At 70.0% G+C, this 14,490-nt stretch carries 12 protein-coding genes; 4 read left to right on the forward strand and 8 right to left on the reverse strand.

Features of this window, described 5'->3' with window-relative positions:
* Positions 1–38: 38 nt before the first annotated feature.
* Both AB1285_RS00655 and AB1285_RS00660 read right to left on the reverse strand, forming a co-directional pair.
* Positions 39–752 (reverse strand): carbohydrate ABC transporter permease, encoded by a 714-nt coding sequence (locus tag AB1285_RS00655; protein ID WP_429977412.1) that lies wholly within the window; start codon positions 750–752, stop codon positions 39–41.
* A gap of 189 nt (positions 753–941) precedes the next feature.
* A complete protein-coding gene (locus tag AB1285_RS00660; protein ID WP_174235390.1) occupies positions 942–1,796 on the reverse strand; it encodes a carbohydrate ABC transporter permease in 855 nt (284 codons plus the stop codon).
* Between the two features lie 246 nt (positions 1,797–2,042).
* Between AB1285_RS00660 and AB1285_RS00665 the strand changes: the two genes are divergently transcribed.
* From AB1285_RS00665 to AB1285_RS00680, 4 genes are all read left to right on the forward strand, one after another.
* On the forward strand, positions 2,043–2,486 hold the full coding sequence (locus AB1285_RS00665; protein ID WP_370429017.1) for a hypothetical protein: 444 nt from the start codon (positions 2,043–2,045) through the stop codon (positions 2,484–2,486).
* A 160-nt stretch (positions 2,487–2,646) separates the two neighbouring features.
* On the forward strand, positions 2,647–6,720 hold the full coding sequence (locus AB1285_RS00670; protein ID WP_370429018.1) for an Ig-like domain-containing protein: 4,074 nt from the start codon (positions 2,647–2,649) through the stop codon (positions 6,718–6,720).
* Positions 6,711–7,316, forward strand: coding sequence for an SGNH/GDSL hydrolase family protein (locus AB1285_RS00675; RefSeq protein WP_370429019.1), 606 nt, complete (start codon positions 6,711–6,713; stop codon positions 7,314–7,316). The genes AB1285_RS00670 and AB1285_RS00675 overlap by 10 nt, the downstream gene beginning before the upstream one ends.
* Before the next feature lie 19 nt (positions 7,317–7,335).
* Positions 7,336–7,986: a GntR family transcriptional regulator gene (locus AB1285_RS00680; protein WP_136051814.1), complete on the forward strand. Its 651-nt coding sequence runs from the start codon at positions 7,336–7,338 to the stop codon at positions 7,984–7,986.
* Positions 7,987–8,160: 174 nt separating this feature from the next.
* On the opposite strand, the gene AB1285_RS00685 is transcribed toward AB1285_RS00680, so the two are convergent.
* The 6 genes from AB1285_RS00685 to AB1285_RS00710 are packed head-to-tail and all read right to left on the reverse strand — an operon-like array spanning position 8,161 to position 14,366.
* Entirely contained in the window at positions 8,161–8,970 is an 810-nt protein-coding gene (locus tag AB1285_RS00685) for an amidohydrolase family protein (RefSeq protein WP_370429020.1), read from the reverse strand.
* A gap of 21 nt (positions 8,971–8,991) precedes the next feature.
* Positions 8,992–9,936, reverse strand: coding sequence for an aldo/keto reductase (locus AB1285_RS00690; RefSeq protein WP_370429021.1), 945 nt, complete (start codon positions 9,934–9,936; stop codon positions 8,992–8,994).
* A complete protein-coding gene (locus tag AB1285_RS00695; RefSeq protein WP_259953317.1) occupies positions 9,906–10,688 on the reverse strand; it encodes a ribonuclease activity regulator RraA in 783 nt (260 codons plus the stop codon). The genes AB1285_RS00690 and AB1285_RS00695 overlap by 31 nt, the downstream gene beginning before the upstream one ends.
* On the reverse strand, positions 10,685–12,601 hold the full coding sequence (locus AB1285_RS00700; RefSeq protein WP_370429022.1) for a hypothetical protein: 1,917 nt from the start codon (positions 12,599–12,601) through the stop codon (positions 10,685–10,687). Before AB1285_RS00700 ends, AB1285_RS00695 begins: the two co-directional genes overlap by 4 nt.
* Positions 12,598–13,452 (reverse strand): carbohydrate ABC transporter permease, encoded by an 855-nt coding sequence (locus AB1285_RS00705; RefSeq protein WP_101848193.1) that lies wholly within the window; start codon positions 13,450–13,452, stop codon positions 12,598–12,600. The genes AB1285_RS00700 and AB1285_RS00705 overlap by 4 nt, the downstream gene beginning before the upstream one ends.
* Positions 13,452–14,366 carry a carbohydrate ABC transporter permease gene (locus AB1285_RS00710; RefSeq protein WP_370429023.1) on the reverse strand — a complete coding sequence of 305 codons (915 nt, stop codon included), beginning with the start codon at positions 14,364–14,366 and terminating at the stop codon, positions 13,452–13,454. The genes AB1285_RS00705 and AB1285_RS00710 overlap by 1 nt, the downstream gene beginning before the upstream one ends.
* Positions 14,367–14,490: the final 124 nt, after the last annotated feature.

Genomic DNA, 14,490 nt, shown 5'->3' on the forward strand with positions numbered 1-14,490 from the left:
TCTTCTTCGAGGGACTGCGGATGAGGGGGTGGTGCGGGTCAGCCCTTGACCGCGCCGGCGGTGAGCCCGCCGACGAGGAAGCGCTGCAGGGCGATGAACGCGATGGCCACGGGGAGCGAGACCACCAGCGAAGCCGCCATGAGTTCCGGCCAGGCGGTGGACGCCTCGCCGATGAACGTGTTGACGAGTCCCGGCGGCAGGGTCTGCTTGTCGGGGCCGGCGAGCGTGAGGGCGAAGATGAAGTCGTTCCAGCCGCGGACGAACGCGAACAACCCCGCGGCGATGAGGCCGGGCGCGGCCAGCGGCAGCACGATGGAGTGGATGATGCGCATGCGGGAGGCCCCGTCGACGCGCGCGGCCTCGATGAGCTCGTCCGGAATCGTGTCGAAGAAGCCCTTCAACATCCACACGCACAGCGGCAGCGTGAACGTCGTGAACGACAGCACGAGCGCCGTGTAGGTGTTGAGCAGGCTGTATGCCGAGAACACCGCATAGAGGGTGATGAGCAGTAGCGCCTGCGGGAACATCTGCGACGCCAGCACGAAGTACATGAGGCTGCGGCGGCCGCGGTAGCGGAACTTCGAGAACGCGTAGCCCATGTACGCCGACACCAGGACCGAGAGGATCGCGGTGATGACGGAGACGACGATGCTGTTGCGGAGGTAGCCGAACAGGGCCGGGTTGTTCGCGAGGGCGGCGTAGGCCTCGAAGGTGATCTCGGTGGGGAACAGCTTCGGCGGGTAGCTGAACACCTCCGTGCGCGGGTGTGAGCGAGGTCGCGAGCAGCCAGTACACCGGCAGCAGCGCGAACCCGCCGAACACGACGACGGCGATCCAGGCGCTCACGGTGGAGGCACGGCGGTCGGCGCGGTGGCGCCGACGACGGGGTGCGGCGGGCGGGGCGGAGACGGCGGCCACCGTCTCCTCGGTCAGCACGGCGGTCATCGCTTCTCTCCCTTCTCGGACAGGCGGACGTAGACGACGACGAGCGCCATCAGCAGGATCATCCAGAGCAGGCCGATCGCCCCGGCGTGGCCGAGGTCGAAGCCGTCGAACGCGGTCTCGTACACGGCGGTCGCGAACGTCTGGGTGGAGCCGGCGGGACCGCCGCCGGTGAGGACGTAGATGATGTCGAAGTGCTGGAAGTTCCAGATGAACTCCAGCAGGATCACGAGGCCGATGATGCCGCTCATCTGCGGGACCGTGATGGAGAAGAAGCGGCGGATGGTGCCGGCGCCGTCGATCTCGGCGGCCTCGTGCAGCTCGATCGGCACGGTCTGCAGGCCGGCGAGGAGCATGACCATCATCCAGGGGAACGACTGCCAGGTCTTCGCGACGATCACGGCGATCATGGCGGTGGTGGGGTTCGCGAGCCACGCCTGCGGGGAGTCGATGAGGCCGACGGTCTCGAGCGCGGCGTTGAGCACGCCGTAGTTGGCGTTGAAGATCCACATCCACAGGAACGACACGACCACGCCGGGGATCAGCCACGGGATGAGCATGAGGCCGCGGAGCACTTTGGCGCCGCGGATGCGCGTGTTCAGGGCGAGGGCGAGGCCGAAGCCGATCACGAACGGCGCGATGGTCGTGCCGAGGGTGAAGACGAGGGTCTGGGTGAGGAGGGGGAAGAACTCGCCGGTGAGCACGTCGACGATGTTCTGGAAGCCGACGAACTCGCGGCCTGGTTCGACGAGGCTCTGCTTGTAGAACGCGGTGATGAGGGCCGTGATCAGCGGGTACACGACGACGGCGGCGAGGAGCGCGAGGCCGGGAGCCGTGAGGAGGAGCGCGAACATCCCGTCCGAGAGGCGACGGGGCCGGCGACCTGTTCCTATCTGTGAGGAAATGGTCTGTTCTGTCATCTAGGTCATCCTTGGCCTGGGGTGATGTGTCCGCACTCACGCGGTGCGGTCTCGGGCTTCCTCAGTATTTCCGGCAGATTACAGCGACGTCAACTGGAGAGCGCAATAGTCAGAAAGTGGTGGAAAATGTTTGCTTTGTGAACTGATTCACCCGGAGGGCGCCCTCGGTACGATCACGACATGGGGTTCTCACTGCTCGGCCTGGCGGTGAGTCTCGCGATCTTCCTCCCGAACCTGCTGCTGATCCCCTTCCCGCCGAGGCCGAAGCTCGAGAGCCCGGCGGTGCCCCGTGTGCTCCTCGTGTTCGAGAGGGCAGGGCAGGCGCTCTGCATGACGGTCCCGGCGATCACGGCGACCGGCGCAATCGCGTGGGGGTGGGCGGTGCCGGTGGCGCTGGCGGTGCTCGCGTACGGGGCCCTCTGGATCCGCTACCTGCGTCGCGGCCGGCCCGGGTCGGCGCTGTTCGACACCGTCTTCGGCATCCCGGTGCCGATGGCTCTCGCGCCGGTGGCCGCCTTCCTCGGCACAGCGGCGTGGTTGCAGAACCCGTGGATCGCGCTCGCCGCGGTCGTCCTCGCGGTCGGGCACATCCCGACCTCCCTCCTCGCGGCTCGGGATCACTAGGCGTACTGCTCAGTGTGGGGCGGGCGTTCTGACACATCGACGATTTGAAACGATCAGTATCGATCCTTGCTAGTCGATTATCGATTGGCTACGGTCGGAGCAGCCGCTCCCGCGGCGCCGCGCGCATCGGCCGTGCGGGAAGCGACAGTTCGGAGACGCGATGAAGCGTGTACTGGCAAGCCTGACCCTGGCGGCGGTGTTCGGATCCGCCCTCGCTGCGGCGGTCCCGTCGGCGGCTGCGGCCGCGGACGATGACGCCCTCTACCTCGCGCCGGGAGGTGACGACGCGGCCTCCGGCACGATCGACGACCCCCTCGCGACGCTGGAAGGCGCCCGCGACCGGATCCGCGCGCTGAAGGCGGATTCCGCGCTCCCGAACGACGGCCTCACGGTGTACCTCCGGGAGGGCACGTACCCCCGCTCGGCGTCGTTCGAGATCGGCGCGCAGGACTCGGGCACTGCCGACGCCCCCATCACCTACCGCTCGTACCCGGGGGAGACTGCCACCCTCACCGGCGGTCGCGAGCTGCCGCGCGACCAGTTCGCCGCGGTCGACGACGCGGCGGTGACCGACCGCATCATCGACCCAGCTGCCCGCGACCGTGTCGTCGGGATCGACCTCGCCGACCTCGGCATCACCGACTACGGCCAGCTCAGCCGCCACGGCTACTGGAAGGCCAACGACGTCAGCACCACCCCGCCCATGGAGCTGTTCATCGACGGCCAGGGCATGACCCTCGCGCGCTGGCCCAACGCCGACGCGGCCACCCCGACCGTGCAGATGGGCGACATCATCGACGCCGGGCCGGACCGCAACGACGCCGACCTGCAGGAGCGCGGCGGCACGTTCAGCTACGGCTACGACCGCCCGAAGCACTGGACGCAGGCCGAGGACGTCTGGCTGGACGGCATCTTCGGCTACAGCTGGGAGTGGTCGTACAACAAGGTCGAGAGCATCGACACCGAGGCGAAGACCATCACCCTCCGCTACGGCGAGATGTCCGGGATCATGAAGAGCTGGTTCCCCGACTTCCACTTCGCGCAGAACCTGCTGGAGGAGCTCGACGCCCCCGGCGAGTACTACATCGACCGCGACGCCGGGAAGCTGTACCTCATCCCGAACGCGGCCTTCACGTCCGGCCGCGGCGCCGTGACGGTCACCACGCTCGATGAGCCGATGCTGCGCGCCGACGGGGCCTCCTACGTGAACTTCGACGACCTCGTGATGGAGTACGGACGCGCGACGGCCGCGGTCATCCTCGGCGGCTCGCACGTCACGATCTCGCACAGCGACATCCGCAACTTCACCGACGGCGGCGTGCTCATCAACTCGCCGGGGCGCTACACCTACGACGGCATCCCGGTGAACCGCGGCGGCCGCGACCACGCCGTCACCGACAGCCGGCTCACGCACGTGGGCGGCGTCGGCGTGGTGCTCCAGGGCGGTGACAAGACGACGCTCGAACCCGGCCGCAACCGGGTCGAGAACTCCGAGATCGCCGACTTCGCCTACTACCACAAGGCCTACAACCCCGGCGTGATGTTCGACGGCGTCGGCAACATCGCCAGGGACAACGAGATCCACGACGCCCCACATCCCGGGATCATCGTGCACGGCAACGACCACCTGTTCGAGCGCAACGAGGTGTACGACGTCTGCAAGCAGTTCCACGACCTCGGTGCGATCTACATGAACTCCGGTAAGACCCCGCAGCAGCGCGGCCACGTGTTCCGTGAGAACTACTTCCACGACATCGGCGTCGGCATGGCGGGCGTCGAGGGCATCTACGCCGACAACTTCACGTGGGACCTCACGATCGAGAAGAACGTGTTCGTGAACATGGGCAACGGCGCGATCAAGAGCGGCTCGGCCGACTACATCGAGGCACGCAACAACGTCTTCGTCGACGCCTACGCCCCGTACGACAACTACGAGCAGTGGATGGGCGACCAGGAGGGCAACGTCGTCGACCGCGACTACATGCCGGCCTGGGAGAAGGTGTTCGCCGACAACAACGACTTCGTGGGCACGCCGTACCTGACCAAGTATCCCGAGCTCGCGCACTTCTTCGAGGACGACCACTACTTCCCGAACCACAGCACCTTCGCCGAGAACGTCGTGTGGAACCCGAACCGGGCCCGGATGGCCGGCGTCAACGAACACGGCGCGAAGGACGGGAAGAACCTCTTGAACTACGAGGACAACTGGGTGGCCGACGCCGACCCCGGCTTCGTGGACGCCGCGAACGGCGACTACACGCTGAAGGCCGATGCCGCCGTGTTCGACCAGATCCCGGGCTTCGAGTCCATCGCCTTCGGCGAGATCGGGGTCGACGGCACGATCGGGCAGACGCAGCAGCCGCAGACCGTCCCGCTCGAGGGCATCGCGTTCGACAGCGACACGCTCACGATCGACGCGGGCGACGAGGTGCGCGTGCGCGCCGTGCCGCTGCCGTGGAACGCCGACGACGCCGCGGTGACCTACGCCTCGGCCGATGCCGCCGTCGCCACCGTGAACGACAAGGGCGTGGTGCTCGGCATGGGCCCCGGCACGACCACGGTCACGGCGACGGCGAAGGCCGATGCCACCAAGACCGCGACCATCGAGGTGATCGTCGAGGAGGGCGACGGCGTGCTGCACTTCACCGACTTCGAGTCGGGGGCGAACGGCTGGCCGACCGACCCGAACCGCTCCATTCAGGTGGATGCATCGGGCGACAAGGTGTACCGCATCCTCAAGGGCGCCAACAGCATCCTGCCGCGGGACTTCACGGAGTTCGTGCTCGACTTCGACGTCACGGCCCCGGCGACGACCCCCGCCAACGCGGGACTGATCGTCTACGACCGCAACGGCAAGGGCGGCGGCTACATCCGCTTCCGTCAGGCCGCGGCCGGTCCGACCTGGACGATCTTCGACGACGCCTGGAAGGTCGTCGCCGAGAAGGTCGTGCCGGCGGCGCAGGGCCTGACCCCCGGGGAGACGTCGCACGTCCGCATCGCGGTGCAGGACGGGCAGATCCGGATCTCCGTGAACGGGGCGATCGCGCTGGAAGGCGCCGACCCCGGGCCCGGCAAGGCCGGTCGGGTCGGGTTCTACGTGGAGAACTACGCCTCGCTCGACTTCGACGACGTCGGGTTCTCGCTCTCCGGTGTGCCGGTCACGGGCGTGAGCCTGGACGCCGACGCCGTGGGGCTGACCGTGGGGGAGCGGCGGTCGGTCGCGGCCACGGTCGCCCCGGAGGACGCCAGCGACGCCCGGGTCACCTGGACGACCGATGCCCCGGAGGTCGCCACGGTCTCCGGCGGCCGGATCGCGGGGGTCACGGCTGGAACCGCGACGATCACCGCGACCTCGGTCGCCGACCCGAGCCTCAGCGACACGGTCACCGTCACGGTGGACGATGCCGAGTACCCGACCACCCGCCTCGACGGCCAGCTGAATGACGGGGCGAACTGGAGTCAGTCCGACCACATCGCCGTGGACGACACCGGCGTCGTGATCAGCGGCCAGGGCGTGCACGGCTACGAGGCCGAGCGCTTCGGCGACACCCTGCTGCAGTTCGAGGCGGAGTTCGGCGCCTTCGATGGCGGCTGGTACGGCTTCCAGGCGCGCTCCGATCAGACCGGGCTCCCCGCCTGGCAGAACTCCAACACCGGCTACCTCGCGGTGATCAAGGAGGACGTGATCGAGTTCCAGAGCTGGACCCCGGGGCAGACCATGCTCGACAGCATCCCCAACACGGTCATCGAGCCGGGCTCCACGCACCGCATCGAGTTCGGGGCCGTCGCCGAGGACGGTGGCACCCGCATCGTGCTCCGGGTGGACGACGTGACCGTGTGGAACATGGTCGACGCCAGGGAGAACCTCCGCATCGGTGCCGACGGCTTCTTCAACGTCTACCACTACGGCAAGACGAACACCCTGGCCGTGCGGCCGACGCCACCGCCCGCGACGGTGACCGGCATCTGCTGGGCCCCCGAGGCCGACCCGAAGACCCGCTACGTGCGCGGCGAGGAGCTCGACGTGACCGGCATGCTGCTGGGGGTGGACTGGAGCGACGGCTCCCGCACCACGCAGCAGGTGACGGCGGACATGGTCAGCGGCTTCGACAGCAGCAAGGTGCGCCCGCACCACACGCTCACCGTGACGTACGCTGGCGCGAGCGTCGAGCTCCCGATCTCGGTGCGACCCAAGCTCAAGAACGACGAACAGGACGTGCCACGATGCGGGTGACCTTCATCGGAGACTCGATCACCGACGCGGGGCGCGATCGCTCCGACCCCGGGTCCTTCGGCGACGGCTACGTGTCGCTCCTCGCGCCCGAGCTGCAGGCGGCGGGAGCCACGGTCCGCAACCTCGGGATCGCCGGGGACCGCGCCCGCGACCTCGCCGCCCGGTGGGACGCGGAGCTGACGCCGACCGCTCCGGAGCTGCTGACCGTGTACGTCGGCGTGAACGACATGTGGCGACGCTTCGACAGCGACGACCCGACCCCGGCCGAGGACTTCGAAGCGACGCTCGGCGACCTCCTCGCCCGAGCGGTGGCGACGCACGCCCCGCGGCTGATCCTCATGGAGCCGTACTTCCTCCCGGTGACGGAGGAACAGCGCGCGTGGCTCGACGACCTCGACGGGAAACGGGCGGCGGTGCGGGCTCTCGCCGCGGAACACGGGGCGGCGTTCGTGCCCCTGCACGATGTCTTCACGGCGGCCGCGGAGGAGCATCCGGTCGTCGAGCTCGCGCCGGACGGGGTGCACCCGACGCCCCGCGGATCCGCCCTCATCGCGGATGCCTGGCGCACGGCCGCATCCATTAGCGATAGTCGATAATGGACGTAGACTGATGGTCATGACGGATGCTCTCGGCACGGCCGGACTGCAGCGCGGACTGCTGTCTGATCAGATCTACGCGCTCATCAAGGCGATGATCAAGGACTCCACGCTGGCTCCCGGCGAGCAGCTCGTGGAGTCGCAGCTCGCCCGGCAGATGCAGGTGAGCCAGGCGCCCGTGCGCGACGCCCTCAAGCGGCTCGCCCACGAGGGTCTCGTGTCGCACGTGCGGCATCAGGGCAACTTCGTCGCGAGCTACTCCGCGGAGGAGGCGGCGCAGGCCAAGGTCGCCCGCGTCGAGCTGGAGGGGCTGGCCGGACGGCTGGCCTGCGGAGCGCTCGACCCGGCTCGCCGGGCCGAGCTCGTCGGCCTCATCGCACAGATGCACGAGGCGGCCGAGGCGGAGGACCTCGCCCGGTTCCGCGAGCTCGACTTCACCTTCCACCGTGCGGTGATCGAGGCCAGCGGCAACGTGTACCTCCCCCGCATGTGGGACCTCCTGGAGCCGAGCCTGCGCGTCATGCACGTGCTCGGCGACCCCACCTTCACGGGGGACTGGCACGAGGTCGCGGACTGGCACAAGGGCCTGCTCGACACGCTGGACGCCGGTGACGAAGAGGCCGCGTCCTCCCTGTTCCGCGCCCACGCCGCCGGCACCCTCCTCGACTGACCCCCGCGCGAGTTCGCAGTTTCGCACCGGGGTCGCACGGCTGGCCGGAGCCCCTGCGACACGGTGAGGATCCGCGACGGGGCTGCGGAGTCCCTGCGCGGGGTCGCAGTTTCGCACCGAGGTCGCACGGGTGACCAGAGTCCCTGCGACGCGGTGAGGATCTGCGACGGGGGGCTAGGCCGTGAAGGGGGAGAGGCGGTCGGCGGTGCCGGACCAGAATGCTCGAGCTTCGGAAGGGGACAGGGGAGGAAGGGCCCGCCGGGTCGCGGCGAGCACCTCCGCGTAGGTTGTGGTCCGCGTGGACATCGGCCAGTCGCTGCCGAACATCAGCCGGTCCGCGCCGAAGAGGGTGAATGCGGAGCGCAGCAGTTCCTGCGACTCGTCCGCCCCGCGCGCCGCGAGGTCGAGCCCGGAGACCTTCGCCGACACTCCCGGAGCCGACGCGGCCTCGGCGAGGGCGGAGAGCCATGCGGCATCGGCCGTCCGTGCTCCGAGGCCGAGGTGGCAGAGGACGATCGCGGTGCCGGGGTGCCGTCGGGAGAGGGCGGCCGCGGCGGGAAGCTGCTCCGGGCGGATGAGCAGTTCGAGGGTGCGGGCGGTCGCGCCCAGGTGGTCGGCGAGGGCGTCGAGGCCGTCCACATCGGACAGGTCAGCGGCGTACTGCGGCACCGCGGCGCGCACGCCGACCACGGCGGGAGAGAACGCGACTGCGGTGGCGCCGGCGGCCCGTCCCGGCGCGGGGGTGTACTGCAGCACCACGCGCCGCAGGTACGGGTCCCGGGCGGCCGTCGCCGTCAGCCATTCCGCCTCGGCCACCGAGTCCGCTGCTTGCACGGCGATGGCGGAGGAGACGCCGGCGTCCGTCAGCTCCCGCCCGAGGTCTGTGGCCGCGGCGTGGCGGGGAAGGCCGAGGTCGTCGCGGAACCAGGGGATCGGCAAGGCATCCGCATCCCAGACGTGCACGTGGGCGTCGACGATCCGCACGTCAGATCCTGCGCCGCGCGGTCACGCGGCCTCCGCGTCGAGGGCGTCCCACAGCGCGGCGGGCAGCTCGGCATCGAGGCCGTCCACGAACGCGTCCACCTCCGCGGGCGTCCGAGCCCCGACGACCACGGCGTCCGCACCGTGCCGCAGCGGGAACTGCACCGCGGCGTCGGCGAGCCGCACGCCGTACGTCGCGGACACGGCCTGCAACCGCAGCGCCCGCTCCCGGAGCTCCGGGGGTGCGGGCTTGTACTCGAAGAACGGCGAGCCGACCGGGTCGACGAGGATGCCGGAGTTGAACACCGCGGCCGCGAGCACCCCGATGCCACGGGCCGCCGCGGTCGGCAGCAGCCGGTCCAGGGCGGTGCGGTCGAGCAGAGTGAGTCGTCCGGCCTCCATCACCACGTCGAGCGGCGCCTCGGCGACGTAGCGCTCCAGGGGGTCGAGGCGGCCGAGGCCCACACTGATCGCGCGCACCACCCCTTCGTCGCGCAGCTCGACGAGCGCCGGGAGTGCTGTCGCGAACGCCGCCTCCACGTCCAGGGGGTCGTGCAGGTGGAGCACGTCCACGCGATCGGCGCCCAGCCGGGCGAGGCTGCCGTCGAGGCTCCTCCGCACGCCGTCCCTGCTGAGATCGACGACGGAGTCGTGCCCGCTCGCGGCTCCCGAGACCGGCCGGCCGTCCGCATCGACGAGCACCCGGCCGACCTTCGTCGCGATCACGTAGTCGTCGCGCGGGACGTCGCGGAGGGCGAGGCCGAGCTTCCGTTCGCTCTCACCCGACCCGTACAGGGGCGCGGTGTCGAAGAACCGCACGTCCCGGGCGAGCGCCGCATGCACGGTGGCCACCGCGTCGGCGTCCGCCACGGGGGCGAAGAGGTTGCCGATCGGCGCGCAACCGAGTCCGACGTCGTCGCGCGCGGCGACGTCGGGGTTCAGCGGACGGAGCTCTGGACGGAACGCCATGCCTCGTACTCCTCGCGGCTGTCGGGGGTCAGCGGGTAGTAGTCGCTCAGGCGCGCGCCCTCGTCGAGGCGGCGGCGGCTGAACACCTCCCACTCCTCATGATCGCGCGCGTCGTCCACGACCTGCGGCGCCATCGCCTGCGGCACCACGACGGGGCCGTCGTCGTCGGCGACCACGAGGTCGCCCGGCATGCACAGCGCACCGCCCACCGCGACCGGCACGTCGTACGCCCACGGCACGAGCTCCGACTGCGAGGCGTAGTGCGGGGTCGTGCCCGTCGACCACACCGGGATGCCGAGCTCGCGGATGCGGCCGGCGTCGCGGATGCGGCCGTCCACGACGATCCCCGCCCCGCCCTTGCGTGCGAAGTAACGCGCCAGGATGTCGCCGATGCACCCGGAGAAGCGGCTGCCGTAGGCCTGGATCACCAGCACGTCGCCGGGCTGCACGGCCTCGAGCACGTGCCACAGGGCGGTGTGCCGCTCGGCGTACTCCTGACCGTCGCCGGAGGCCATGTCCTCGCGCTGCGGCATGAACTGCAGCGTCAGCGCCGAGCCGACCACGCGCTGACCGAGGCTCAGCGGCTCCGGCCCGTCGATGTAGCTGCGGCGGATCCCGAGCCCGTGCAGCTTGGCGCACGCGGTGGCGGAGGAGATCGCGTCGAAGGAGTCGACCACCTCGCGCGAGGGCCGCTCGTAGGCCCCACCCCGCACGGGCAGGGCGAAGTCGGGTCGGATCAGATCGGCGCTCATGCGTCTCCTTCAGGGAACAGGTGGCGCGGCGAGCCGGTCGCACGCGCGATGGTCAGGTCGAGGTCGGCGCTGTGCGCCGGGGGCAAGGTCACCACGAGGTCGTCGTCCACGTCGAACGTCGTGGTGACGAGCGGGGCGTCCGGGGCCGTGTAGGTGCCCGAGGCGCCGGGCCAGAAGCCGGGCTCCTCCCCGGTGGCGGTCACCTGGACGATCCGGTCGAGCCCGAAGCGCCCGCCGCGCAGCCGCACGGTGCGGGTGTGCACGGCGGAGGCGTTCACGAGCTGCACGCCGATGCCGTGGTCGTCGAGGCGGTGCACGAGCGCGGCGACGTCCTCCGGGAGCCCGGGTCGCGCGCGGTCCACATCCTCGTAGCGCAGAGCCGTGAAACCGAGTCCGCCGTTGTAGAGCACCTGTGGAGCCCCGCTGACGAGCTGGGTCAGCACCTCGGTCACGACGGGGTTCACGCGCTGCCAGAAGTGCAGGTGCGCGGCGTCGGGGTCGCGGTCGTCGGCGAGCATCATCGCGGCACGGCGCGCCACCTGGCCGAGCGCCATCTCCAATGCCCGCACCGGGTAGTCCGGAAGGTCGCCGGAGAGATACGCGAACCAGCCGGCCTCGTGGCCCGCCTCCTCCTTGTCGCGGAACGGCGCGACGAGGTCGGTGGAGTCGGGGAGACCGGCGATCGCCGTCTCCAGCCGCTCCCGGTCAGACGCCCGTCGCGACCACCACCAGAGCCACAGGGGGAGGTCGAGTTGCAGCGGACCGTAGTCGAACCAGCCGTCCGCGCCGTGACGGTACGGGACGAGCAGTCCCGGCTCGGTGGCGGCGGCACCGAGCCGGGCCATCCATCCGCCGCGCAGACTGTAGGTGGACTCCGCGACGCTGCCCGTGCGCGCCTCGGCGAGCACGGTGTCGAGCATCGTGCGCACGAGGTCGAGGGCGGCGTCGTCGCCTGTGACGAGCGCGTGGTTGAGGGCACCGATCAGGGCGCTCATGCCGACCGAGTGCAGCCCGTGCGGCCAGGCCCAGCCGTAGTGCCCGCCCCACCAGCGGCCGTCGTGGAGGGAGCCGACGGTGCCGTCCGGGCCGACGTTGTCGGGGAGCAGCCCGCCGTCCGCCCGCGCGCGCCAGCCGTCGACGTACCGGCGGATCCACGCGGCCGCCTCCTCGTCACCGTCGTAGAGCCAACGGTTCGCGGCGAGGGAGGTCGCGGCGAGGTTCACGGCGATGTCGCCCGCCGCGCGGCGCTGCATCTCCTCCGCCATCCGCTGGGCGTGGGCGGGGTCGGCGAGGTCGTCCCAGGAGACGATGCCGTCCAGGCCGTGCAGCGGCAGACCGTAAGGGCGCATCTCGTCCCGGTCGGCCGTGTACGGCACGATCTTCTCGTCGAGACCCTCGCGCGCACCCAGAGCGCCGTTGTGCGGCGAGCGGATCATGTTGCGCTCGGCGTCGTAGTTGCCCTGTGCGGGGTCGGTGAAGAGGGCCGCGAACCGGGCGGCGCGCGCGGCGAACGCGGAGTCGGCCGGGTCGGCGGCGCAGATGCCGGCGAGGAACAGCAGCGACTCGCCCTGATGGAACCAGTCGTAGCCGTTGTCGTACTCCTCGGTGAGCATGCCCGCCTCGGCGAGCTGCACGGTCACGCCCTCCCAGTGCCGCTTGGCGTCGGCGAGCACCTCGTCGGAGCCACCGAGCAGGTAGAACGCGGGCCAGTTGAAGAAGGGCTCGTACAGGTCGTCCACGCCGTCGCGGTCGATGAACTCGGCGACGCCGCGGAGGCGGCCGTCCGGCAGCGTGTAGCGGTCGCGGAAGAGGCGGCGGGCCTCCTCGACCTCGGCGAAGAGCCGGCGCTGCAGCACGGCCCAGGCCGGGATCGTGCGCAACGGACGGGTGAGCGGGGTCTCCGGCACGGTCATCCCTTCGTCGCTCCGGCGACCAGGCCGCCGATGATGTGGCGCTGCATCACGATGAAGAACACCATCGCGGGCAGCACGGCAAGCAGGAGGGTCGGGAACACCTGGGTGTAGTCGGTCGAGAACTGTCCGACCGCCGCGTAGACGCCGGTGGTGACCGTGTAGATCCCGGAGCTCGGCCCGAGGATGATCTGCGGACTCACGAAGTCGTTCCACACGCCGATCGAGTTGAGCACCACGACCGTCGCGACGACGGGCTTCATGATCGGGAAGATGCACGCCCAGAACGCGCGGATGGGCCCGGCGCCGTCCAGGGACGCCGCCTCGTCGATGTCACGCGGCACGCTGCGGAGGTAGGCCGTGAACAGGAAGATCGTCACCGGCAGGGTCGCCGCCGTCTCGAAGAGGATGAACCCGGGGATCGTGTTGATGAGCCCGAGCACCCGCAGCACGAAGACGACGGGGATCAGCGTCACCTGACCGGGGATGAAGAGCCCGGAGACGAAGAGCAGCAGCAGTCCCAGGTGCCACTTCGACCGCCCGCGGGCGATGACGTAGGCGACGGGCGCGGCGAGGGCGATGCAGCACAGGTTCACGAGCACGACGAACAGCAGCGTGATGCCGTACGCGGCGATCACGTTGAACTTGCTGCTCGTGATCGCGGCCCACAGGTAGTCGAACGTGAACATCTGCGGAGTGATCAGCAGGGGGTTCTCGATGATGTCGGCCTGCGGTTTGAACGCGTTGATCAGCATCGTGTACATCGGGATCAGCATCGTGATCGCGACGACGCCGAGGACGATCCACCGGATCGCGCTGACGGCGAGGGCCGGGCGGTTGCGGGTCTGCTTCATCAGTCGGTCGCCTTCTGCTCGGCGCGGCGTCGCACCAGGGTGACGGCGAGGCCGACGACCGCGGTGACGATGAGGAGGATCATGGACTGCGCGGCGCCGAAGCCGAGGGCCGAGTTCGCGAAGGAGTCCTTGAGGATCTGGTACACGATGGTCTGCGTCGAGCCGGCAGGCCCGCCGTCGGTGAGCGACAGCACCACGTCATACGCCTTGAGGAGCCCGACGAGCGTGAGCACGAGGTTCACGGTGAAGACGGGGGCGATGAGCGGCAGCGTGATGGAGCGGAACTGCTGCCACCGCGTGGCGCCGTCCACCGTCGCCGCCTCGTAGTACTCCGCCGGGACCGACTTGATGCCGGCGAGGAACAGGATCATATTGAAGCCGAAGTGCGACCACACGATCGTGAAGATCACGCTCGCCTTGGCGAAGGTCGGGTCCGTGAGGAACGGCATGGCCGGGAGGCCGAGCGTGCTGAGCAGACCGTTGACGGCGCCGGTGGGGGAGAGCATCGCCGACCACAGGAAGCCGATGATGAGGGCGCTGATCACGTACGGGTAGAAGAAGACCGTCCGCAGGATCGTGTTCGAGCGGCCGGGCCCGGAGATGAGGGCGGCGATCGCGAGGCCGATGGCGTTGCAGAGGATCGTGCCGACCACGGCGATGATGCCCGTGAAGATCGCGGCCTGTATCGAGCGCGGGCTGCGGAACGCCTTGATGTAGTTGTCCCAGCCGACGAAGGTGAAATTGAGGCTGTACCCGTTCCAGTCGGTGAAGCTGAGCACCGCCGCGAGGATCATCGGGATGACGAACATCGCCAGGAACACGGCGACGGCCGGGCCTCCCATGAGGATGCCGGGGATCCGGTTCCGCCACTGCTGCAGCGCGGTGCGGCGGCGCGGGGCGGGGGTCGAGCTCATCGGCGTCGATGGTCCTGTCGGGGAGGTGGCCGCGGCCGGGGGTGGCGCGGTTGTGGTGGGCGGGGTCATGGCGGCACTCTCGTTCTCGGTGGCGCGTAAGCGGGGAGGGCGCTGGAGCAGCGCC

This window comes from Microbacterium sp. NRRL B-14842 (assembly GCF_050470785.1).